Origin of the sequence: Arthrobacter sp. MSA 4-2, assembly GCF_016405885.1 — a bacterium.
In the GTDB taxonomy this organism is placed as follows: domain Bacteria; phylum Actinomycetota; class Actinomycetes; order Actinomycetales; family Micrococcaceae; genus Arthrobacter_D.
Map to the genome: position 1 here is coordinate 1 of NZ_JAEKGC010000019.1, position 22,627 is coordinate 22,627.

The 22,627-nt window shown below is 65.4% G+C and carries 18 protein-coding genes; 10 read left to right on the forward strand and 8 right to left on the reverse strand.

The genetic code is table 11. The features are described 5' to 3' along the window. From I6N91_RS16185 to I6N91_RS16230, 10 genes are all read left to right on the forward strand, one after another. Positions 1–997, forward strand: a 997-nt coding sequence (locus I6N91_RS16185; RefSeq protein ID WP_198814264.1) for a serine hydrolase, incomplete at its 5' end; no start/stop codon positions are given. Between the two features lie 5 nt (positions 998–1,002). After that, on the forward strand, positions 1,003–2,586 hold the full coding sequence (locus I6N91_RS16190) for an ABC transporter substrate-binding protein (protein WP_198814265.1): 1,584 nt from the start codon (positions 1,003–1,005) through the stop codon (positions 2,584–2,586). A gap of 38 nt (positions 2,587–2,624) precedes the next feature. Then, positions 2,625–3,560, forward strand: a complete 936-nt coding sequence (locus I6N91_RS16195) for an ABC transporter permease (protein WP_198814266.1) — start codon at positions 2,625–2,627, stop codon at positions 3,558–3,560. A 3-nt stretch (positions 3,561–3,563) separates the two neighbouring features. Beyond that, positions 3,564–5,513: a dipeptide/oligopeptide/nickel ABC transporter permease/ATP-binding protein gene (locus I6N91_RS16200; RefSeq protein ID WP_198814267.1), complete on the forward strand. Its 1,950-nt coding sequence runs from the start codon at positions 3,564–3,566 to the stop codon at positions 5,511–5,513. Beyond that, entirely contained in the window at positions 5,510–6,532 is a 1,023-nt protein-coding gene (locus I6N91_RS16205) for an ABC transporter ATP-binding protein (RefSeq protein ID WP_198814268.1), read from the forward strand. The genes I6N91_RS16200 and I6N91_RS16205 overlap by 4 nt, the downstream gene beginning before the upstream one ends. Continuing rightward, a complete protein-coding gene (locus tag I6N91_RS17530) occupies positions 6,529–9,888 on the forward strand; it encodes a serine hydrolase (RefSeq protein ID WP_198814270.1) in 3,360 nt (1,119 codons plus the stop codon). The genes I6N91_RS16205 and I6N91_RS17530 overlap by 4 nt, the downstream gene beginning before the upstream one ends. 2 nt (positions 9,889–9,890) lie before the next feature. Continuing rightward, positions 9,891–11,057, forward strand: a complete 1,167-nt coding sequence (locus I6N91_RS16215; protein WP_198814272.1) for a M20 family metallopeptidase — start codon at positions 9,891–9,893, stop codon at positions 11,055–11,057. Then, a complete protein-coding gene (locus I6N91_RS16220) occupies positions 11,054–11,944 on the forward strand; it encodes a GNAT family N-acetyltransferase (protein ID WP_198814273.1) in 891 nt (296 codons plus the stop codon). The genes I6N91_RS16215 and I6N91_RS16220 overlap by 4 nt, the downstream gene beginning before the upstream one ends. After that, the gene (gene menC / locus I6N91_RS16225; protein WP_198814275.1) at positions 11,941–13,044 is read left to right on the forward strand and encodes an o-succinylbenzoate synthase; all 1,104 of its coding nucleotides are present in this window, start codon (positions 11,941–11,943) and stop codon (positions 13,042–13,044) included. Before I6N91_RS16220 ends, menC begins: the two co-directional genes overlap by 4 nt. A gap of 9 nt (positions 13,045–13,053) precedes the next feature. Beyond that, a complete protein-coding gene (locus I6N91_RS16230) occupies positions 13,054–14,718 on the forward strand; it encodes a PucR family transcriptional regulator (RefSeq protein WP_198814277.1) in 1,665 nt (554 codons plus the stop codon). A 194-nt stretch (positions 14,719–14,912) separates the two neighbouring features. On the opposite strand, the gene I6N91_RS16235 is transcribed toward I6N91_RS16230, so the two are convergent. From I6N91_RS16235 to I6N91_RS16270, 8 genes are all read right to left on the reverse strand, one after another. Next, entirely contained in the window at positions 14,913–15,818 is a 906-nt protein-coding gene (locus I6N91_RS16235) for a dioxygenase (RefSeq protein ID WP_198814279.1), read from the reverse strand. A 36-nt stretch (positions 15,819–15,854) separates the two neighbouring features. Next, positions 15,855–16,919 carry a maleylacetate reductase gene (locus tag I6N91_RS16240; RefSeq protein WP_198814302.1) on the reverse strand — a complete coding sequence of 355 codons (1,065 nt, stop codon included), beginning with the start codon at positions 16,917–16,919 and terminating at the stop codon, positions 15,855–15,857. Positions 16,920–17,113: 194 nt separating this feature from the next. Beyond that, on the reverse strand, positions 17,114–18,307 hold the full coding sequence (locus I6N91_RS16245) for a serine hydrolase (protein WP_198814281.1): 1,194 nt from the start codon (positions 18,305–18,307) through the stop codon (positions 17,114–17,116). A 1-nt stretch (position 18,308) separates the two neighbouring features. After that, positions 18,309–18,545, reverse strand: a complete 237-nt coding sequence (locus I6N91_RS16250) for a hypothetical protein (protein WP_198814282.1) — start codon at positions 18,543–18,545, stop codon at positions 18,309–18,311. Positions 18,546–18,780: 235 nt separating this feature from the next. Beyond that, complete coding sequence (locus I6N91_RS16255) at positions 18,781–19,953, reverse strand: AI-2E family transporter (protein WP_198814283.1); 1,173 nt, start codon at positions 19,951–19,953, stop codon at positions 18,781–18,783. A 198-nt stretch (positions 19,954–20,151) separates the two neighbouring features. Beyond that, a complete protein-coding gene (locus tag I6N91_RS16260) occupies positions 20,152–20,955 on the reverse strand; it encodes a hypothetical protein (protein ID WP_198814284.1) in 804 nt (267 codons plus the stop codon). Next, complete coding sequence (locus I6N91_RS16265) at positions 20,942–21,703, reverse strand: ABC transporter ATP-binding protein (protein WP_198814287.1); 762 nt, start codon at positions 21,701–21,703, stop codon at positions 20,942–20,944. Before I6N91_RS16265 ends, I6N91_RS16260 begins: the two co-directional genes overlap by 14 nt. 207 nt (positions 21,704–21,910) lie before the next feature. Continuing rightward, on the reverse strand, positions 21,911–22,621 hold the full coding sequence (locus I6N91_RS16270; RefSeq protein WP_198814288.1) for a M48 family metalloprotease: 711 nt from the start codon (positions 22,619–22,621) through the stop codon (positions 21,911–21,913). Positions 22,622–22,627: the final 6 nt, after the last annotated feature.

Below are 22,627 nucleotides of genomic sequence, written 5' to 3' on the forward strand. Positions count from 1 at the left end.
GGTCAAGTTGCTCATCGCCGGCCTCGGCGACGTGCCGCAGCTTTTCCCGCCGGGTGAACAGTTTTCCTATAACAACGCCGGCTACTGCGTCCTGGGCCGGCTGGTGGAGGTCCTCAGGGAGAAGCCGTTCAGCACCGCACTGCGCGATCACCTGATCACGCCGCTGGGGCTGGCGCACGCGTCGACCGACGCCGACGAGGCGATCATGTTCCGGGCCGCGGTAGGCCACGTTCAGCCCGAGGCCGGCGCGGCGTACGTTCCCGCACCATTTTGGGCGCTGGCTTACTCCAACGCTCCTGCCGGTTCGATGCTGACGATGCGGGCACGGGACCTGATCACCTTCGCCAGGATGCAAATGAACGGTGGTGCCGCCGATGATGGGACCGTCGTGCTCTCACCCGGAGCGGTCTCCGCCATGCAGGAACGTCAGGTGGAGCTGCCCTACTTTGGCCTTCTCGGCGACGCATGGGGCCTGGGCTGGGAGATCTACGATACGCCGGCCGGTGAGATCATCGGTCATGACGGCAGCACGCTCGGGCAGAGTTCTTTCCTCCGGATCGCCCCGAAACAGGGTGTCGCCGTCGCCCTCCTGACGAACGGAGGCGAACCGTTCGGTCTCTACCACGAGATGATGGCCCACATTCTCTCGGAGCTCGCCGACGTGGAATTCCCGCCCATGCCGGTGCCCCCGTCCGAGCCGCAGACCATCGACCCAGAGCGTTTCCTCGGCACGTACAGCACCCGGCTGTATGACCTCAAGGTCACCCAGGATGAAGAGGGCCGGGTATGGATGACCACCACCGCGACGGACGCCGGAGAGGAAATAGGGGTGGACAACGAGACCACCGAGCTGGTCTGGCTGAAGGAGGACACCCTCATCCCGCTCAAGGACCAGCAGGGAATGCACCTGCCCCACGCCTTCCTGGGCGATGACGGCACCGGCCGCGCACAGTACCTGCACCTCGGCCGCGCAGTGCGCCGGACCGCCAGCAAATGAAGAGGATGATCACCATGAGAATGGTCCGTATCACTGCCGGCGTTTCCGCCGCCGCTCTCACCCTTGCGGGCTGCTCGAGCGAATCCCGCGAGGGTGAGATCGTTGATGGAGCCACATTCACCCTGGCAAGATCGGCCGATCCGGGTAATCTTGATCCGCAGGCCTCTGCTGCCTCTGACCTTTTCCAGTTCACTCAGTTCGCCTACGATTCACTGCTCAGCATCGATGCCGAGGGGGCTATCGCGAGCCAGCTCGCGAGCGAGTGGACGGTTGAAGGGAACACTGTCAGCCTGACCCTGAATGAGGGGATCACCTGTTCGGACGGCACGCCATTCACGGCGGTTGATGCCGCTGCAAACATTGCCTGGGTTTCGGACCCGGCGAACGAAAGCCCGTGGCTCGGCGTATTACTTCCGCCCGGTGCCACTGCATCCGCCGACAGCGATACCGCTCTCACGATCGAGCTCGCGGATCCAGCGCCGTTTGTACTGAATGGATTGGCGGTGCTCCCCATGGTCTGCGGGAATGCCATCGAGGACCGCAGTGTGCTTGCGGCCGAAACACATGGGACGGGGCCCTTCGTGCTCGCCGACGCGGCGCAGGGTGATAAATACATTTACGAGGTCAGGGACGACTACACCTGGGGTCCCGGGGGCGCCACGACCGCGGCCGAGGGGATGCCCGCCGAGGTCGTGATCCGTGTTATCAGCAATGAAACAACGGCCGCGAACCTGCTGCTTTCCGGCGAGCTGAATGCCGCGACCATTACCGGGCCGGACAGTGATCGACTCGAAGCCGCAAACCTCTTCTCTGCTGACACTTCGTCGATCGTAGGGGAGATGTGGTTCAACCAGTCCGCGGAGAGAGCGATGACTGACCCCAAGGTGCGGCTGGCGCTGTCACAGGCTCTCGACCTTGACCAACTGATGGGTGTGATCACCTCGGACAAGGGGGAAGCAGCAACAGTGTTCGCTAACAATGAACCCGTCGCCTGCCCAGGTAACTCCATCGCGGAATTCCTGCCGGAACACGACCCTGACGCGGCAGCCGCACTGCTTGATGATGCGGGATGGGAAATGGGGTCGGGAGGGACCCGTTCCAAAGACGGTGTGCCGCTCGCGGTGACCCTTGTTCGGGATGCGGATTCCGGCGATGCCGGCAGCGCCGCGGCCCAACTCGTGGTGCAGGCCTGGACCGAACTCGGTGTCCAGGCCACCAGTGAGGCGAAAGAAGAATCTGTCCTCGCCGAAACCATTTTCAGCACCGGTGACTGGGACGTGGCCTGGGTGCCGCTGAACGTCAGCAGCCCCGACCAACTGGTCGGTTTTATGTCCGGTCCGTCGGCGCTGGACGGCGGCGCGAACTTCGCGCACATCGACAACCCGGATTATCAGGCAGCGGTGGAAAAAGCGAGCGCGCTGCTCGGATCGGATAGCTGCGAAGACTGGCTCAAGGCGGAATCCGCACTCGTTCGCGATGCTGATGTGATCCCCTTCGCCAACCAGTTGTCGAAGACCTTCGGATCCGGTGCGACCTTCGAGTCCCTCGGGTCGGTTGCGCCGACGTCGATCCGGATGCTTGCGGAGTGACGATGACCGCCCGAGGCATGTGGACGGACTCAGTACGGGTGAGATATCTCGTCCGGCGCACCGGGCGACTGCTCGTCTCACTCCTGGTGCTCCTGACGGCAGCGTTCCTGATGATCCACGTCATCCCCGGCGATCCCGTGCGGGGGGCGCTCGGGCCGACAGCGCCAGCTGACCTTGTCGCAGCCAGGCGTGAGTCTCTCGGACTGAACGACCCGCTGGCGGTGCAGTACCTCAACTACCTTCGCCATCTGCTCGCCGGTGATCTCGGCACGTCGATGATCTCGGGGCTCCCGGTGTCCGAGATGCTGGCGCAGCGACTTCCCGCGACGCTCAGCATCGCGCTGCTCGCCTTCGTGGGCGCCGTGGCAATCGCGGTGCCCCTCGGAGTCGGTTTCGGCGTCCTGACCCGGAACGGGCGGGCGCGCCGCGCCGAGCTCGGTTTCACGTCGGTCAGTTCAGTCCTCGGAACCATCCCGGAGTTCCTGTTCGCGGTCGGATTGGTCTATCTGTTCGGCGTGCAGTGGCAGATCCTGCCCGTCGCCGGACGCAGCGGACCGGAGTCCTATGTTCTTCCCGTTCTCTGCCTGGCGATCGGTCCGGCCGCGTTGCTCGCTAGAATCCTGCGCGTCGAGATGGTCGCGATCCTCACGGCCGACTTCATCCGGACCGCTCGAGCCAAACGCCTGCCGGCCCCGATCATCTACCTCCGCCACGCACTACCGAACGCTCTGACCGCAACCCTGACCATCGGTGGCCTGCTTCTCGGGTCGATGATCGCCGGGACCATACTGGTCGAGAGCGTCTTCGCCTGGCCGGGACTGGGCAGCACCATCGTCCAATCGATACTGACCAAGGACTATCCGGTGGCGCAAGGCATCGTGTTGTTCTACGGTGCGACAGTGCTCGTCCTGACCATGGTGGTCGACCTGATCCTCGCGGCGCTCGACCCGCGTTCCGCCATCGGGCAGAGCTGACTGATGGCTACCACTTCGATACCAGGCTCTGTGCCGGCGACGCGTGCGGTGAGCAGGTCGAGTACATCGGCCCGCTGGCTTGCAGTGCTGCGGACCCCCGTCGGAGCGGCCGCCGGGTTGCTCCTGATCGGGTTCCTCGCACTGTCGATCATCGCGCCACCCCTGTGGGCTGATGATGCAAACGCCGTCGATACCGACAGCATCCTGCAAGGGCCCAGCGCCGAGCACCTCGTGGGGACGGACAACCTCGGGCGGGATCTCTTCCTCCGGGTGCTCGTCGCTTCTGCCAGCTCCATCCAACTCGCACTGCTGGCCACCGGCCTCGCGGTGATGGCGGGAGTCATCCTCGGCTCTGTCCCCCTACTCGTTGGCCCCCGACTCGGGCGGCTCATCACCTCGGCCATCAACATCGCCATCGCGTTCCCCGGTCTCCTGCTCGCCTTGTTCTTCGCCGTCATCTTCGGCGTCGGATCCACTGGTGCCGTGCTGGCGATCGGTGCCGCCGGCGCACCGTCTTTCGCCCGACTCATGTTGACGCTGACCGCTTCCGTGATCGAACGGGACTACGTGTCCGCGGCGCGCATCGCGGGCGTCGGACGCGTCCGTATACTCCTGCGTCATGTCTTGCCCAATATCGGTGAACCCCTGGTCGTCAATGCCACCATCGGCGCCGGCGGCGCACTCCTAGCCTTCGCCAGTCTGTCGTTCCTGGGCCTTGGAGTGCAGCCGCCCGCTTATGACTGGGGTCAGCTGCTTAACACCGGGCTCAACAGTATCTACCGGAACCCGGCGGCGGCGTTCGCCCCAGGAATCGCGGTCGTGCTCGCCGGGCTCGCCTTCAACATGCTTGGCGAGTCCATCGCGCAGATCATCGGGGCACCCACGATCAGGAGCGGGTCACCCACTCATCGACGACGCGGGCTGCGGACGGCGAGCCACCCGCTCCCTCCCGAGGAATCGCGTTCCACCACCTCGGATCGGGTGCTCGACGTGGTCGATCTGTCCGTGACGTTTCCCGGTGCCGACGGACCGGTCCGTCCCGTGCGAGGAATCAACCTGACCGTCCAGCGTGGCGAGGCTGTTGGTATCGTCGGGGAGTCGGGATCGGGCAAGTCCCTGACCGCTCTCGCCATCGCCCGGCTCGTGGAAGAGCCAGGGCAGGTTGACGCCGAACGTCTCGAATTCCTCGGCGTTGATCTCCTGAGCGGCAGTGAACGGGAGCACCGCGATCTGCTCGGCACCTCACTGGCAGTGGTGTTCCAGGATCCGATGACCTCCTTCAACCCGACCCAGCGCATGGGACGGCAACTCGCCGAGGTCGCCGAGCAGCATCAGGGAATGAACCGCCGCCACGCCTTTCTGCGCGCGATCGACCGCCTTCGTGCGGTGCGGGTGCCGACGCCCGCACTTCGGGCACAGCAGTATCCGCATCAGTTCTCGGGCGGGATGCGACAGCGTGCGATGATCGGTATGGGCCTGATGGGCAGTCCTGCCCTGATCGTCGCCGATGAACCCACGACGGCCCTGGACCCGACAGTTCAGCAGCAGGTCCTGCGGCTCCTGGCGTCCATCCGCCGCGCTGATGACGTGGCGATCCTGTTGATCAGCCACGACGTCTCGGTGGTCGCCGAACTTTGCGACCGGGTGCTCGTCATGTATGCCGGGCAGATCGTGGAGGACCTCCCGGTCGCCGAATTGACGACGAGGGCCCGCCACCCGTACACCCGGGCGCTGATCGCCGCGGTGCCCACCATGCGCACGGACCTCGGAATGCCGCTCAACGCGATTCCCGGCCTGCCCGTCGATCCTGCCCATGTTCCGGTCGGCTGCCCCTACGCGGCCCGCTGCCCACGTGCCGACGATCACTGCCGCGGTGAGGATCCACCGCTGGTCGCGGATGCGGCCGGTCGCCGGGTTGCGTGCTGGCACGCGGATGAACGGGAGGAATCATGAGTGAACTGTGCTTTCATGATGTTTCGATTCGCTTCGGAGGGCTCCGTCACGGACTGACGGCGGTCGACCACGCGAGTCTCACCGTGCCGGACAGCGGAATCGTCGGATTGGTCGGCGAATCCGGCTCCGGCAAGTCGACGCTTGCCCGGGCTGCTGTGGGTCTGGTGCCGCTGAGCGGGGGACGGATTGAGCTCAACGGCCGACCCCTGGCTCGCCGCGGTCCGGAAAGCCGACGCGTCCAGATGATCTTTCAGGATCCGTCGTCGGCCCTCAACCCGCGCATGTCGGTGGGTGAGAGCATCGCCGAGGCCTTTCCGCGTGGCTCGACAGCATCGACGCGCCGCGCCGAAGTGGCGCGGCTGCTCGAACTCGTCCATCTGGACCGGGCGCACGCCAAATCATCTCCCGCCCGGATGTCCGGTGGCCAGCGGCAGCGTGTCGCGCTTGCGCGGGCACTGGCCAGTCGGCCCGAGGTGGTGATCGCGGACGAAATCACCTCGGCCCTGGATGTATCCATTCAGGGCACCGTCATCAACGTACTTCGGGACCTGCAGCGCGAACTCGGCATCTCGGTGCTGTTCATCTCGCACAATCTGCCACTGGTTCGATACATGTCCGACTCAATCGCGGTGATGTACCTCGGTCGCATCGTGGAGCAGGGTCCGGCCGAGCAGATACTCGGTAACGCACAGCATCCGTACACCCGGGAGCTCCTCGCGGCCGTGCCAGATTCTTCCCGGCAAGCCCAGCGGCAGGATGTCCAGGACTTCGTGCTCCATCCGGCCGTTGTGAGCGAACCCACCGATCCGGAGCCTCTGCACAACGGTTGTCGATACCATTCCCGCTGCCCAGTGGGCCCATTGACGAATCCAGAGCGCGGCATCTGCCGCACCGAGGATCCGTCGGAGGAGCACGCCAATGAGGCTGCGTGCCACTTCGCAGAGCCTCGCACACCTCCATCCACCGACGGAACGTCCGTTGCTTCAGCCGCTTCGACCAGCGTGAGGAAATCATTGTGACCCGCAGAATGCGTATAACCGACCTGACGGAACTTTCAGTGCCCGAACAGGCGGTGCTCTCGCCCGACGGCGAGCAGATCGTCTATGTTCTGCGCACCTGTGATACCGATCGTGATCAGAACCTCCGTCGCCTGTGGACGGTAGGCGCCGCCTCGGGCGATGCCCACCAACTCACCCGGGGAACCTTCGACACCGCGCCCGCATGGGCACCGGACGGTCGCAGAATTGCCTTCCTGCGCACCATCGAAGGAACGACACAGGTGTGGACACTCTCCCCGTCCGGTGGTGAGCCGGAGCAGCTCACCCGTTTGCCGCTGGGCGCCGGCACACCGGTGTGGAGTCCCGATGGCACGAAGATCGCGTTCACTGCATGGGCGGATGCCTTCGCCGGCCCCGGCGACGATGCCGCGGTGCGTGCAGCACGCGAGGTCGGCCCGGTGGTGATCAACCGCCTTGACTACAAGCTGGACGGGATCGGGCTGTTGCGCACCAGGCGCCGCCACGTGCACATCGTCGATGTGGCGACGGGTGTCACCCGTCAGCTGACGAACGGTGACTGGAACGCGGGCGATCCTTCGTGGTCACCGGACGGCGCGAAGCTCGCGTTCCCGGCAAACCCCGGCGCTACGAGCGATGTGACCCTGCGCACCGCAGCGTATGTGATCAACGCGACGGACGTGCGGGCCAGAGCCCGCGTCGCGGGGCTCGACGGCGGAACGGCGGGACCGCTCCGGTGGACCGCCGACGGTGACGCGTTGCTGGTCGTCGGCCACAACGGCAGGCCCATCGGCAACGCGTCCCTGCTGAAGGTTCCGCTGGACGATGGCGCACCGGTCGACCTGTCAGGGCCACTCGACCGAAATGTGATGTCCGGCGGCGTCGGCTACCCCGGCGCGCGCGTGCAGCTCACGGACGGCGGTGATACGGCCCTGTTCTGCGCCCGGAATCGCGGCGCCACCCATTTGTACGCGGTAGGCACCCATGGCGGCACTCCGCGCCTGGTGCTCGGCGGTGACGGGCGTGTCGTCAGCGCCTTGTCGGTAGCGGGACGGCGGGCGGCCATGGTGCTCTCGACGCCGGAATCCTTCGGTGAAATCGTCACCGTCGATCTCGATACGGGCGAGGAGTCGATCCGCACCCACCATGGCGACACGCTCGCTGGCGTGCGTCTCTTTGCGCGCGAAGAGCGTTCTTTCACCATCTCCGATGGAACCACGGTGGCGGCGTGGCTCGTCCACGACCCTGAGCAGAGCGGACCGCGGCCGCTGCTTCTCGACATCCACGGCGGTCCACACAATGCATGGAACGCCGCGGCTGACGAGATGCATCTCTACCAGCAGGAACTCGTTTCACGAGGATGGGCGGTGCTGCTCGTCAACCCACGCGGCAGTGACGGGTACGGTACGGAGTTTTTCACCGGCGTGCAGGCGAACTGGGGTGAGGCGGATTCAGCTGATCTCCTCGAACCGATCGATGCGCTGGTGGCCGAGAATTTCGCCGACCCCGCCCGACTGGCGGTCACCGGCTATAGCTACGGCGGGTACATGACCTGCTGGTTGACCGGTCGAGATCACCGCTTCTCCGCGGCCGTAGCGGGCGGTGTCGTGAGCGACATGGTGAGCATGCACGGCACCTGTGAGGACGCGCACCTTTCCAGTGAGACCGAAATGGGCGGGCCGTTCTGGGACCACCGTACTGCGTACGAGCGCATGTCCCCGCTCAGCCGCGTGCAGGACGTGCAAACCCCGACCCTGCTGCTCCACGGCACCGATGACGAGGTGTGCCCGGTCACGCAGGCCGAACAGTGGTTCGCTGCCCTGCGCGCGCGCGGCGTTGCGACCCAGATGGTGCTGTATCCGGGCGGCGGGCACGCATTCATCTTCGAAGGGCGTCCGTCACACCGGCTGGACTACAGCCACCGCCTCACTGAGTGGGTCGAGCGCTACGCCGGCGACACGACGAGGACCGCGCCGCCACCGCTCGATGCCGCCCACTGGCAGCAACGCCTGGACGACCTCGCCGCCCGGCACGGGGTGGTCGGGGCCCAGTTCGGCATCCTCCGGACCGACCCGGCCCTCCCTGACGATCGGATCGCCGTGGCGACGGGGGTTCTCAACGTCGAAACGGGAGCGCCTGCGACGCCCGAGGCGGTGTTCCAGATCGGTTCGATCTCGAAAGTCTGGACGACGACCGTGGCGATGCAGCTGGTCGACGAGGGGCTCATCGGCCTCGATGACCCGATCGTCGATGTGCTCCCCGAACTGAAGCTCAGCGACGCAGCTGCCAACGCACAGGTCAGCCTGCGTCACCTGCTGACCCATACGAGCGGTATCGACGGTGACCTCTTTACCGACACCGGCCGCGGTGATGACGCGCTCAAGCAATATGTCGCGCTCCTTGCCGACCTCGGTCAGAACCACCCGATCGGGGCGACCTGGTCCTACTGCAATTCCGGATTCTCGCTCATCGGTCGCGTCATCGAAAAGATCACCGGCTTGACCTGGGACGCCGCGATGCGTGAACGACTTTTCAAGCCCCTCCGCCTCGACCGAACCGGGACCCTTCCGGAAGAAGCACTGCTGAACTCCGCCGCCGTCGGCCACACCACCCAGCCGGACACAGCACCGGCACTCGCGCCGGAATGGATGCTGCCACGATCGTTGGGCCCTGCCGGACTCATCACCACGGATGTGGCAGACGCGCTGTCGTTCGCGCGGATGCACCTCTCGGCCGGAGCAGCTGCCGATGGCACCCAAGTGCTCAGCGCGGAGAGTGTCGCCGCGATGGCCGCGTGGGAGACCGACCTGCCCGACCACCACACCCTCGGGGACTCCTGGGGGTTGGGCTGGATCCGCTATCTCTGGGACGGACACCGCGTGCTCGGCCACGACGGCGCAACGATCGGGCAAGGGGCGTTCCTTCGGTTGCTGCCGGAGCAAGGACTAGCCGTCGTGCTGCACACCAACGGCGGTCCCGCACGGGACCTCGCGGACGACCTCCTGCGCGAGGTCTTCGCCGATGTCGCCGATGTTGCCGTGCCCTTCGCACTCGCCCCTCCTCAAGAGGAGGTCGATATCGACATCACTCCGCACGTTGGCACCTATGCGCGCGAGTCGGTGCGGGTGGAGGTGTTCGCCGGGGATGACGGTCCCCGGTTGAGGACCACAGTCCTCGGTCCCCTTGCCGCTCTCACGCCCGACCCGACCGAGGAGTTCGCCCTTGTCCCTGTTACGACAGACCTGTTCGTCATGCGTGCTCCTGAGAGCGAGACCTGGACGCCGGTGACCTTCTACTCCCTTCCCACCGGGGAGCCTTATGTGCACTTTGGTGCCCGTGCCACGCCGAGAGTGGGCTGACCGTGGAGATTGGGTTCCGCCGGCTGACCGCCGAGGCACTCCCGCTGATCCTTGCCGACATCGAAGAGTTGGTGCGAAGTGAGTCGCCCTCCCTCGACAGGGATGCTGGCATCCGCAGCGCCGATGTGGTCGCCCGCATTGGCGAGCTGCGGCTCGGCATCCGACCCGAACGCCTCGGGGCCGGGGCGCACCAGCACCTCCGCTGGCGATTCGGTAACGGGCCCGGCCGGGTGCTGGTGCTCGGCCACCACGACACCGTCTGGCCTCTCGGATCAATCGAAGCGCACCCGTTCTCGGTGCTTGACCAGATCCTGCGAGGGCCAGGCTGCTTCGATATGAAGACCGGCGTCGCGATGGCTTTCCACGCTGTGGCGGCGCTTGCGGAAACCGACGGCGTCACCGTGCTGATCACTGGCGATGAGGAACTCGGGTCGCTCACCTCCCGCGCCCTGATCGAGGACGAGGCTCGTGGGTGTGATGCCGTGTTCGTGCTCGAGGGATCCGCCGACGGCGGAGCACTCAAGACCGCGCGCAAAGGTGTCTCGATCTATCAACTGCACGCGATCGGGCTCGCAGCCCATGCGGGTCTCGAGCCGGAGGCGGGCATCAATGCCGCCGTGGAGCTCGCCCACCAGGTCCTCGCCATTGCAGCTCTCGGTGATGACCGGCTCGGAACCACGGTGACCCCGACGATGCTCGCGGCCGGCACCACGACGAACACTGTCCCCGCATTGGGATCGATAGCCGTCGACGTGCGCATGTGGACCGCCGCCGAGCAGCAGCGGGTTGACTCGGACATCCGGGCGCTCGGCCCCGTCGTCGAAGGATCCCGTATCGAGGTGTCCGGCGGTCCCAATCGTCCGCCCTTGGAAGAGACGGCGTCCGCCGGACTGTTTCACCGAGCCGTAGCGATCGCCGATGACCTGGGTCTCCCGGCGCCGCGCCCCGCGGCAGTCGGTGGCGCTTCGGACGGCAACTTCACGGCCGGGCTGGGCGTGCCGACCCTCGACGGACTCGGCGCGGTCGGGGGTGGAGCGCATGCCGATCACGAGCACGTCGTGGTCGGTGAAATCTGTGACCGCACCACGTTGCTCGCGGCGCTCATGGCAGATGTCCTCTGGGCATCCCATCCCTCAGGCACGGCGTTGGCGACGGAGGTCGCCCCGTGATTGAGACCGAGAACGCCGTCGCGGCTGCAGCCCGTGCTGCTGTCAGATCTGCGACCGACGCGGGGGTGACAGTGCGCGAGCTTACCGACCGGGGTGACCTGAACGCCGTCGTGTCGCTGTTCAGCGAGGTGTGGGGGCGCGCGAGTAATCCGCCCGTGACCGTTGAGCTGCTCAGAGCGTTCGCGAAGGCCGGGAACTACATCGGCGGGGCATATGACGGTGGTGTGCTCCTCGGTGCGTCCGTAGCGTTCTCGGCTGCTGAGCGCTCCGTGCTGCATAGCCATATCGCGGGCGTTTCCGGCGCTTCGCGTGGTCGCAGCGTCGGGTTTGCCCTTAAGCTTCACCAGCGTGCGTGGGCAATCTCTCGCCGGTTCTCGGAGATCGCCTGGACGTTCGATCCGCTGGTCAGCCGGAACGCCTACTTCAACATGGTCAAGCTCGCGGCAGAGCCGGTGGAGTACCTGCCGGACTTTTACGGCGACATGCGGGACGGCATCAACGGTGCTGATGCCTCTGACCGCCTGCTCGTGCGCTGGGTGCTGGATGCCCCGCAGGTGATCGCGGCGATCTCCGGAAGAGCAGTACGCGGTGATGCCGGACTGGAGCGCCTCCACGGTGCAGTAGAGGTGCTCGGCGTGTCGTCGTCGGGCCACCCGGTCCCAGGTGAGGGCCACGGCCCGGTATCGCTTGTCGCGGTGCCTCCCGACATCCAGACCCTGCGGGCCACCGACCCGCCGCTCGCGACTCAGTGGCGCAGTGCCGTGCGTGACGCGCTCGGCGGACTCATGGCCGCCGGGCACCGGGTCAGCGACTTTGATCGCGCCGGTTGGTACATCCTCCGTCACCCCGACCCAGACATGACATCCCCCGAAAGGACTCCATCGTGAAAATCACTGGCGTGGAACTACGGCATATCGCCATGCCCCTGGTAGCGCCGTTCCGAACGTCGTTCGGCACTGCAACCTCGCGCGAAGCGCTGCTCCTTCGCGTAGTCACCGACGAAAGCGAGGGTTGGGGCGAGTGTGTCGCGATGGCCCAACCGCTGTACTCCTCCGAGTACGTCGACGGTGCCGCCGACGCGCTGAGGCGATTCCTCATTCCGATGATCCTGAACCAACCGGAGGTCGACGGCCCCGGCGTCGTCGAGGCGCTCGCTCCGGTTCAGGGCCACCGGATGGCCAAGGCGGCGCTGGAGATGGGGGTGCTCGATGCCGAACTGCGAGCCGCCGGCCGGCCCTTCGCCCGGGAGCTGGGCGCCACCCGCGACCGGGTTCCGTGTGGTGTATCCGTGGGCATTATGGACTCCATCCCGGCCCTGCTCGACGCCGTGGAGGACTACCTCGGTCAGGGCTACCAGCGCATCAAGCTCAAGATTGAGCCGGGGTGGGACATTCTGCCGGTGCAGGCGGTGCGTGAGCGGTTCGGCGACGTGATGCTCCAGGTCGACGCCAATACCGCGTACACGCTTGCGGACGCGCGCCATCTGGCCAAGCTGGACCCGTTCGATCTGCTGCTGATCGAACAGCCTTTCGACGAGCTTGACATCGTGGGTCACGCCGATCTCGCCCGGCTGATCTCCACCCCCGTATGCCTCGACGAGTCGATCACCTCAGCGCAGACGGCTGCCGCCGCGCTGCGTCTTGGGGCCTGCTCGATCATCAACATCAAGCCGGGACGGGTTGGCGGGTACCTTGAAGCCCGGAAGATTCACGACCTGTGCGTTGCAAACGGCGTGCCCGTCTGGTGTGGAGGGATGCTCGAAACCGGTCTTGGACGAGCAGCCAATATTGCGCTCGCGGCGCTTCCGGGTTTCGTTCTGCCCGGTGACATATCGGGATCCAACCGCTTCTACTCGACGGACATCACGGCCCCATTCATCCTTGACGACGGGTATCTGCGGGTACCCACCGGCCACGGGCTCGGGGTGGAGCCGATTGCTGACGAACTCAACGCGGTCACCGTGGCAACAGAGTGGGTGTCGGCCTAGACTTCCCGAATGACAATGCGACTTCATGCAAGCCTGGGTAGGGTGCTCGATGACTTGGGTGGGACGCTCCTGATGCCGGCGTACGGTGAGATTGACGCCGCGCGCGAAGTCGGCGGAATCATCATCCACGACGCCCTCGATGAGACGTACCTTCCTCCCCGTGCGCTCGTGCTCGGTGTCGGAGTCGCCGACCCCCAGGAAATCATCGATTTGCTCGGTGAACTGCGATCCGCAGGCGCGGCCGGCCTGATCCTGCGTGCTCCTCTTCCCGTTGATGCGGCGGTCAGGCAGGCAGTTGTGCGATCTGGAGTTCCACTCCTGACGCTTACCCCCGGCGCTTCCTGGGATCAGCTGGCGGCAATGCTCAGATCGATACTCGCGGAGGGCGACGTCGGGGTGTCGAACCACGAGTCGGTCGGAGGGATCCCAGCAGGAGACCTGTTCGCGCTCGCGAACGCCATCGCGGCGCTTGTCAACGCACCGATCACCATTGAGGATCGGAATTCTCAGTTGGTGGCGTTCTCGGGCGGCCAGCATGAAACGGACCAGGGCAGAATCGAGACGGTCCTTGGGCGGCACGTTCCTGAGCGGTACATCAAGGTCCTTACCGAGCGTGGAGTATTTCGAGACCTCTACAACAGCACTTCGCCGGTACTCGTCGATTCTGTGCCCACGGAAGATGGGAGCGCATCGATGCCTCGAACCGCTGTCGCCGTCCGTGCGGGCGACGAAATTCTGGGCTCGATCTGGGCGGCGACGCCACAGCAGATGAACGTCGACCACCTTGAGAGCCTTAAGGACGCCGCTAAGGTGGTCGCCCTCCACTTGCTCCGTCTGCGCGCCGCTGCTGACGTGGACAGGAAATTACGTGTCGACTTGGTCAGCACAGCACTCGAGGGCGGATCAGATGCACGAGAAGCCCTCTACCGTCTCGGGCTGGCGGACGAGCCGGTACTCGTGCTGGCGCTTTCCCTCAAGGACAATATCGGAACGGCTACCCCCCAGATGTCGGCCGCGCTGACGGGCGAGAGTCAACGGCTCAGCAGCGCGTTCGCCATGCATCTCAGCGCCGCACTTCCAAGCGCATCTTCTGCGCTGCTCGGCCGGGTCTGTTATGGACTCCTCCCCGCCCCTGGAACGGCCGCTGAAAGCGAGAGGCGGGCCGAACGCATTGCGGCTAATTTTCTCGAGCGGCTCGGCGGCCGCTTCAATGCTGCAGTCGGGATCGGCACGGTGGTCGACATTTCCCACATCAGCCACGCAAGGATGTCCGCTGACCGTGCACTCCGAGTGGTGAGGCACGGGCGAATCGGAACGAATGTTGCCCGGCTGGCAGACGTTCAGATGGACGCGCTCATCCTCGAATTACGCGACCTTCTCATCGCGAGGGGAGACCAACCGAGCGGCCCTCTCGCTCGACTGATCGGACATGAAGGCGGCCACGACGGAGTTCTCCTGCGTACCCTGCAATCCTGGCTTGACGCGTTTGGGGATGTCGCTGCCGCAGCGGATTCAATGTCGGTGCACCCGAACACCTTCAGGTATCGGCTCAAGAGGGCCGTGGACCTAAGCGGAATCGACCTTACCGATGGCAACGCCCGATTCCTCGCCATGCTGGAGTTGCGAGTTCTGCTCCGCGATGAGGGGCACACGCCGCCGGTGCCGCGTCGGTAACGAAGACCCGGTTGTGGCACGAAGGCAACCCCTGCTGTCATCTCCCGGGGGCCCCTTGCTTTCGACGTGTACCCATCCGAGGAATTCCCGATTGAGTATCAGCTACTTGCCCAGAGTGCTGTGCCGCCGGTGGGGTCAATGGGACCGGGTAACGGATAAAGGCAATTCAGTGCCGCGGCCTCGCGTTTCAGGATTCAGGCGCCAGCGGGGGCCAGCACGATGTCGAAGCGTGTCCGAGACCAGGGCTTTCCGCCCAGGTTCCGTCCGTTGGGGGTGGGGGTTCCTGTGGGTTGTTTGATGAAGTCTTTGATAAGGGAATCCTTGACTCCGAAGACAGAATCGCCGATGTCGAGCTGCTCGTCGCCGCGGACGAAGATGTGGGTGACGAGCGGACGCCGCTGAGGTGCGGTGACCATGAAGTGGAGGTGTGCCGCACGGACGGGGGACCGGCCCGTGCGCTCGAGCATTCTGCCTACCGGGCCGTCGAAGGGGATGGGGTAGGGAACCGGGGTCAGCCCCCAGAACGCGTAGCGGCCCTGCTCATCGGCATGGAGGTGGGCGCGGCCGGAGGTCCGGTCGTCGCCGTACTGGACGTCATAAAGGCCGTCCTCGTCGGCCTCCCAGACCTCAAGGCGCGCGCCTGGGATGGGGGCGCCGTCGGTGCCGGTGACGGTGCCCTCGATCCAGCACGGCTCACCGGGGGCGCCGGCGGCAATGTCTCCGCCGATCTCGATCTCGGGGGAGTCCTCAAGGAAGAAGGGGCCGAACACGGTGGCTTCGGTGGCCGTCGAGTGTGCCTTATTGTTGACGGCGACGGTCTGCATCGAGGCGCCAAGGACGTCGGAGAGCAGGACGAATTCCTGCCGCTTGGCGTCGGTGATGTAACCGACGGCGGTGAGAAACTCGATGCCGGCCTTCCATTCGTCCTCGGTGAGGCGCACTTCGCGGATGAACGAATGGACGTGCCGTGTCAGGGACTGCATCAGCTCCCTGAGGCGGCCGTCCGCGGTGGCGTCGAAGGACGCGGCCACGGTGCGGACGAGTTCTTCCTCGACGGCCTGCTGCTGGGGCGAAATGCTGTGGGGCGGGTGTTCGGGCATGGGGTTTCTCCTCGGGTGGCGGGGCGGGAAGGTGGCTCAGGCGCCGGGGATAGTGCCCGAGAGTGCTGAGGCGAGCAGTTCCCTCAGGTTTTCCGCGGTCACCGGGCGGGGGTTGGATTCCGGGATCACCGGGAGGATCAGGCGGACCGCCTCGTCGAGATCACCGGCCGTCAGGCCGTAGTCCTTGAGCGCCCGCGGTGCATCCAGCGTTCCGCGCAGGCCGTTGAGGCCCGCCACCGGGTCGTCGGTGCCGAAGGCGGAGGCGATGCGTTCAGCGGCGTCGGGCGCCGCGGCGGCGTTGAACGCGAGGACGTAGGGAAGGACGACGGCGTGGGTCTGTGCGTGGGGGAGGTTCCACCGGCCGCCAAGCACATGGCAGATCTTGTGGTGCATTCCGGAGCCGGCGGAGGCAAAGGCGACAGCCGAGAGGTAGCACCCGTACAGGGCCTGCTCCCTCGCCTCGAGCTGTTCCGGGTTTGCGCGCACCGACGGCAGGCCCCGGACGAGGGCGCGGATCCCTTCGGCGGCCAGCGCCTGGTTGATGGGGTCGGCCCGCGGGGCCCACATCGAGTCCATGCAGTGGGCCAGGGCGTTGAGCCCCGAGGCGATGCTCAGGGCGGCGGGCAGGGACACGGTGAGCTCCGCGTCGTAGACGATGCTGGCCGGCAGGACACGCTCATCGATGCCCGTGGTTTTCCGTGAGGCTTCGGTCAGGCCCCAGACATTGGTGGCCTCCGAGCCAGCGTAGGTCGTCGGAACGGCGACGATGGGCAGCCCGCAGGTCAGCGCGACGGCCTTCGCCATCCCCGTGGTCGACCCGCCGCCCACGCAGACAAGGAGGTCGATCCCTCCCTCGCGGGCCGCCGCCCGCGCCTTCTCGGCCTTGTCGAGCGGCACGTGCGGGGCGAGGTCGTCATAGAACCGGGCCACCTCGATCCGGGCCGTCACCTGCTCGGCCGTGGCCCGTCCCTGGGCGGAGGCGATCACCATGACCTTCCGCGCCCCAAGGCGCTCCACCTCGGAGGCGAGGTTCTCGGCCGCCTTGCCGGAACCGAAAAGGACCCGCTGGCCCAGCGTCACATGGTTAAAGGACAGTCCCATCTCAGATCTCGTCACAGGATCGATCATCTCCTCTGTTGCTTTTGTCGTGAAGCCGGTCACGGGCTTCTGCTTCCGGATCAGGCCGGTGCCTCACACATCTTTTTTCTCAACGCCCGGTCACCCACCTTATGGCTCGTCTCAACGAGGTGCCTGTTGTCAGGAGACGTGCTGCGGGTGCCGTGGTTGGTGTCGGGTCAGGGTGTGCTGAGGGCTTCGTCGAGGGCGTCGGTGGTCAAGCTGTAGAGAGCGATGAGTTCCTCCTGGGGGCCTTCGAAGATTTCTTCCTGGGGGCCGTCGTAGATGGCGTATGGCAGTGCCGTGACGGTGACGGTGACGGCGGTGCCGTCTTCTGCGACTGCATTGCGGGTCTGGTAGCCGGGGATGTCGCCGTTGTGGCCCCAAGCTGTGCCGGCGCTTAGTTCGCTGCTTTCGATGCCCAGCCCGTACGTGGCTCCGGGGAAATTTTCCTCGTCGCCGGTGGGGATGCCGGTGAGCATCTGGTCGAGTTCGGCCGGTTCCAGGAGCTCGCCGTCGAGGACGGCTTTCATGAAGGTGTTGAGCTCAGCCGGTGTGGATACCATCGCTCCTGCTCCCGCGGCCCAGGAAGTGTCGTACTCGGTGAGGTCGCGTAGTTCGCCGTCGGTGTCGATGTGGTAGCCCAGGGGATGCTCACCGCGTATCCCTCTGTCGCCCGGTTCGGGCAGGTAGGTGTGTTTCAGGTTCAGGGGTGTGACGATCCGATCCTGGATCTGTTCGGCCAGGGGCCGTTGGGTGATGCGTTCGATGATCAGGCCCAGGGCGATGTAGTTGGTGTTGGTGTATTGATGCCGTTCCCCTGCGGGGAAGTCCGCGGGCCGTTCGAGCGCCAGGTCGAGCACGTCCCGTACTGAGCGGTAGACGTCGCGCTGGCCGAAGGTGTCCTTGGCGACGAGGTCGGTGAACTCGGGCAGGCCGCTGGTGTGCTGGAGCAGCTGCCGGACGGTGATGGCCTTGGCGTCGATTCCCTCTCCCTTGATGAGGCCGGGGAGGTAGGTATCGACGCTTCGGTCCAGCTCCAGGAGTCCTTCTTCCACCAGCTGCAGGGCCACCACCGCGGTGAATGTCTTGGTGGCGCTTCCAATACGCACTTCCGCATCAGCGGGGACCGGTGCGTCGGTGGCAAGATCCGCGGTGCCGGCGGTGGCGGTTTCGGCGGTGCCGTCCGGGGAGGTGCGGGTGATGATCGCGCCCGGGTAGCCTTCCTCGACGAGTCGCTCCGCGATGCTGGTCAGCACCTTCGGCGCTTCCTCGGGGGCGTCCTTGGTGGCGGCCTGGCTCGTGCAGGCGGTGAACGCGAGCGATACGGCCAGCGCGGTGGTGATGACCGCGAATTTGGGGGTGTGTTTCATGTCAGTGCTCGGATGCGGTGGAGGGGGTTGTTGGTGATGCTGCGCGCTTCCGGCGCCGGTGCCCCCGGATAAGGAGTGCCGCGCAGACGAAGATGATGACTCCGAAGGGGACCGAGAGCAGCGGGATGGAGACCACCGTGGTGGTCAGAACGTTTGCGGCCAGCGCGGCGATGAGTACTGCCCAGAGCAGGATGGTGCGGCCGGGTTTGTGTCCTTGGACATGGGGATGGTGGGTCATGGAAAAACCATTCAGGTTGTGGGTGTTAGTTGGGGGTTGATTGGTGGGTTAGAGGCTGCGGCGTTTCAGGACGAGGGCGGCGCCGGTCAGCAGGCCGACGGCCAGTCCGATCAGGCTCAGGAATGTGGATGGCCAGGACGCCGCGGCCCAGGGTTCCCAGGATCTCGGACAGGGTCGCGCTCAGGGCGGTGCCGTCAAGGATCGGCGCCAGGAGCAGACCGATGAAAGACTGCCGCTAGCCGGCCCGGGGGTCTCCAGTCGTGAGCAGAGGCAATCTGCTTACGGGTTCGAGCATCTGCTCCCTGGCGTACTGGAATGTGATCATCACTACGGCGATAGTGGGTGTGGCGAGGAAGGCCCCTTCGATCCCGAACAGGGATGCGCCGGCTGCTACACCTGTGAGAACAACTGCAGGATGAAGCTTCAAAGATCGTCCGACCAGCAGTGGTTGAAGTACGTTGCTCTCAAGCTGCTGCACAAGCAGGACCAGGCCCAGCACGATCAAGGCTGTGACCCATCCTTCCGCTAAAAGTGCCACGATGGAAGCGAGGAGCCCGGTGGCTACTGCACCAATAACGGGAAGGAATCCGCCGAAGAAGATCAACACCGCAAGGGGTAGAGCGAGCGGAACGCCGAGGATCCAAAGACCGATCCCGATGAAGACGGCGTCAACAAGTGCTACTGCTGCCTGTGAGGATATGTAGGCCGATAATGTCCGCCAACTCCTAGATGTCACTTCCGCGGTATGAACGAGAGCCGTACCTGTTGTCCACCGCAGAAGCCACCCCGAAAACCGGTCTCCGTCCTTCAAGCAGAAGAAGGTGAGAATCAACGTCAGCAAGAAGGTCACCGTGAGGGAACCGACTGTTCCCAAGCCGAGGGAAACCTGCGTCAGGACCTGACCCGCGTTCTCCTGCAGCCAGGTAACCGCTGGCTTCAGGACTTTGTTGAGGTCCGCTTCCGAGAAGGGCAAAGACCCAGCGAAATCCTTGAGGTTCTGAATGTTCTCGGCCATCTGCATTGACAGCTCTCGCACCCCGTTCTTGGACAACGCCGCGGTAGCCCAACCGATCCCGACCGCAGCACCGGCCAACGCGACAATGGTGATGGCCGCCGCTGCGGCCGCTGGCATAGCGCGACGTAAGAACCGCGTGACCGGCCAGAGGACCGAGGTCAGCAGCAACGCGAGAATGAGTGGGAGAACCACCACCCACACCTTCAACAGCAAGTAACAGACCCCAATGAGCGCGGCGGCAAGGATGAGCGCCCTGCCCGAAATTGCCGCTGTAGCTGTCAGGGCCGAGAGAAACGCTCCGCTGCGGATCCGTCGTGTTGGCAAAGATCTCGTGGACGCGGCTGTCGTCACATCCTTGTGGTCCTCCACCATCTGAATTTGCTGCTCAGACATGCTCTTCCTTCTTCAATGCCGAATGCCTCTTCCTTTGGTCGGTGCAGGTTCGTGATAATCGAATCTGCGTTGTCGGGTTGGTTTGCACGGATGCTGAGGGCGTCGAGGAGGTTCCGGTACAGCGCCTCGGTCGCCAGCAGTTCCTGACGTGTACCGAATGCACGGATCCTCCCTCGATCCATAAGGTAGATGCGGCCGTTAGAGGCTGCGGCGTTTGAGGGTGAGGGCGGCGCCGGTGAGCAGGAGCGCGGTCAGGGCGGTGAGGGCTGCGGTAGCGGCGGCGCCGGTGAGGGCGTTGGGTGCGGTGATCAGGGCGTGGGCCAGGGTGTTGGGCATGAGCTGGGCCCAGATCGGGAGGGTGCCGGTGGCGAGCTGGATGATTCCCAGCAGGATTGGTTCCAGGACCAGGACGGCGAGGGTGACCAGGACCGCGGTGAGCTGGTTGCGCAGCAGCAGGCCGAAGGCCAGTCCGATCAGGCTCAGGAAGGTGATGGCCAGGACGCCGCGGCCCAGGGTGCCCAGGACCTCGGGCAGGGTCGCGGCCAGGGCCGTGCCGTCAAGGACCAGCGCCAGCAGCAGCGCGGTGACGGACAGGGCGGCGAGGATGAGTCCTGTGGCGGCGCCGATCAGCGCGGTGGCCCCGGTCTTGGCCAGGACGATGCGCTCACGGCGCGGTTGGGCCAGTGCCGTGCCGACCATGCCGCCGAAGCGGAAATCGCTGATCCCGGCCAGGACGCCCAGGAGGATGACGGCGATCAGGACGACCCCGATGGAACCACTACCTCCGAGGAGGTTCAGCACTGCCAGCTGCTCGGAGGCCAGCGTCATATCGATGACCGGCAGTTCGCCGGCGACCTCCGGGTCAGTGCCTTCGCTGTTAACGAGGTAAGGCATCAGGACGGTAGAGACGAGCTGGGTGGCCAGCAGGCCCAGGGCCGCGATGAGGACCGCGATCTTCGTTGCAGGGACGGTGGTGAGTTTGAGGGTTTCAGCGCGCAGCATGGGGGGTCCGTTCGAAAGAGCTGATCTCGGAAGAGCTGATCATGGAGAGGTAGAAGTCCTCGAGGTCGCCCTCGGAGGCGGCGAGGGCTTCGGCGAGGGTGGTCGCTGAGCGGACCTGCCCATCGGCGATGGCCACGATGTCATCGGCGATCTGCTCCACATCGGCGAGGATGTGGGAGGACAGCAGGACACTGCCGCCATGGTCGGCGAAGGAACGCAGGTAGTGCTTGAGCCAGTAGATGCCGGCAGGATCCAGGCCGTTGGCCGGCTCGTCGAGCACCAGGATCTTCGGATCGCCCAGGATCGCCGCGGCGATGGCAACACGCTGACGCATGCCCAGGGAGTAATCCCGGATCCGGCGGTCGGCGTCGGCGCTCAGGCCCACAATAGTGAGCACCTCCTCCACGCGGGCCACCGCGTGGTAGCCCTGAGCGGCGGCGATCCGCAGGTGCTGGCGTGCGGTGCGCCCGGGGTGCAGACCGCCTGCATCCAGGACCGCCCCGACGACCCGGGTGGGATCGGACAGGTCACGGAACGGCTTCCCGAACACCAGCGCCTCTCCGGCATCAGGGGCGATCAAACCCAGCAGCATCCGGATCGTGGTGGTCTTCCCGGCGCCGTTGGGCCCGAGCAGGCCCGTGATACGGCCGGCGCCGACACTGAAGCTAATATCTTCGACCCGGCGGACACCGCGGAAGGACTTCGACAGGTGCTCTACGAGGAGGGGTTCATTCTCTTGCGTGGTCATACTTCCAAGATGCCAGCTGCGCACCCTCCGCACCCCAGCCCCAGGGACAGTCCTTCACTAGCCCCAGGACCAGTCCTTCACTAGCCAAAAGGACAGCCCGCAGCCGTCCCAGCCACGCAATGCACGCTGCCTCCAACGGATTAAACTGCGGAAGGTCGCTGCGGCAACTGATTCGCCTGCCCCCGCGGTCCTGAACGCCATTGATGCTTAGGCGGCCGCGCACCGCAACTGCCCGTTCACGGCAGCCCGGAAGTGTGCTGCCTGCATGGTTCGGAGCCTTGTGGATCGGTCGGGGCGGGTCCGAAAGAGGTATGACACTCTTCGCCTCAGCGTCATGGGCCCTGAGGGGTCCGGTTTGTCTGCTCCCCACGAGTCGAACACGGTCCGTGCGCCTATCAGCTCCGGGTCGTGGCGTAGAGCAAACATGTCAGCGCGCACCTCCCCTTCCCGGCTCATCGCGCCCACCATAAGCAGCCAAACACCCAAGGTGACCACGCCGGTCACCAGGGCGGCGACTCCACCCAACGAGCTGGCGTTGAAGTAGCCCGCGAGGGCGCCCGCCAAGAAGCCCCCCAACATCAGCACTCCCGCGAGGGAGAACACCGCAACGAGCACGCGGGTTCTTCGCGCGCACCACGCCGCGTCCGCGAGATGCCCGAGCTCGTGCGCGAGCAGGAAGGTCAGTCCCTCGACGGAGAGCTCTCGCAGGGCCCGCTCAGTGACTTCGATCGTGGGTACGCCTTGGGGCATCGCAAAGTAGGCGTCGGCCCGAGATGGGCCCGGCCCCACAGACCGGACAATGCTGACTTCTGGGACCTGAAGGCCCTCCTCACCACTGATGCGCGCCACATGCTTACGGACGGCTTTTTGGAGCTCATCGTATCCGTCGATGGCGTATCGATCACGAGACATATCCATTTCGGT

What these genes read in the sequence shown, in the direction of transcription:
- I6N91_RS16190 (WP_198814265.1), top strand. Translation starts at nt 1,003, where the DNA reads ATGATCACCATGAGAATGGTCCGTATCACTGCCGGCGTTTCCGCCGCC.
- I6N91_RS16200 (WP_198814267.1), top strand. Translation starts at nt 3,564, where the DNA reads ATGGCTACCACTTCGATACCAGGCTCTGTGCCGGCGACGCGTGCGGTG.
- I6N91_RS16205 (WP_198814268.1), top strand. Translation starts at nt 5,510, where the DNA reads ATGAGTGAACTGTGCTTTCATGATGTTTCGATTCGCTTCGGAGGGCTC.
- I6N91_RS16230 (WP_198814277.1), top strand. Translation starts at nt 13,054, where the DNA reads ATGACAATGCGACTTCATGCAAGCCTGGGTAGGGTGCTCGATGACTTG.
- I6N91_RS16235 (WP_198814279.1), bottom strand. Translation starts at nt 15,818, where the DNA reads ATGCCCGAACACCCGCCCCACAGCATTTCGCCCCAGCAGCAGGCCGTC.
- I6N91_RS16240 (WP_198814302.1), bottom strand. Translation starts at nt 16,919, where the DNA reads ATGGGACTGTCCTTTAACCATGTGACGCTGGGCCAGCGGGTCCTTTTC.
- I6N91_RS16245 (WP_198814281.1), bottom strand. Translation starts at nt 18,307, where the DNA reads ATGAAACACACCCCCAAATTCGCGGTCATCACCACCGCGCTGGCCGTA.
- I6N91_RS16250 (WP_198814282.1), bottom strand. Translation starts at nt 18,545, where the DNA reads ATGACCCACCATCCCCATGTCCAAGGACACAAACCCGGCCGCACCATC.
- I6N91_RS16255 (WP_198814283.1), bottom strand. Translation starts at nt 19,953, where the DNA reads ATGTCTGAGCAGCAAATTCAGATGGTGGAGGACCACAAGGATGTGACG.
- I6N91_RS16260 (WP_198814284.1), bottom strand. Translation starts at nt 20,955, where the DNA reads ATGCTGCGCGCTGAAACCCTCAAACTCACCACCGTCCCTGCAACGAAG.
- I6N91_RS16265 (WP_198814287.1), bottom strand. Translation starts at nt 21,703, where the DNA reads ATGACCACGCAAGAGAATGAACCCCTCCTCGTAGAGCACCTGTCGAAG.
- I6N91_RS16270 (WP_198814288.1), bottom strand. Translation starts at nt 22,621, where the DNA reads ATGGATATGTCTCGTGATCGATACGCCATCGACGGATACGATGAGCTC.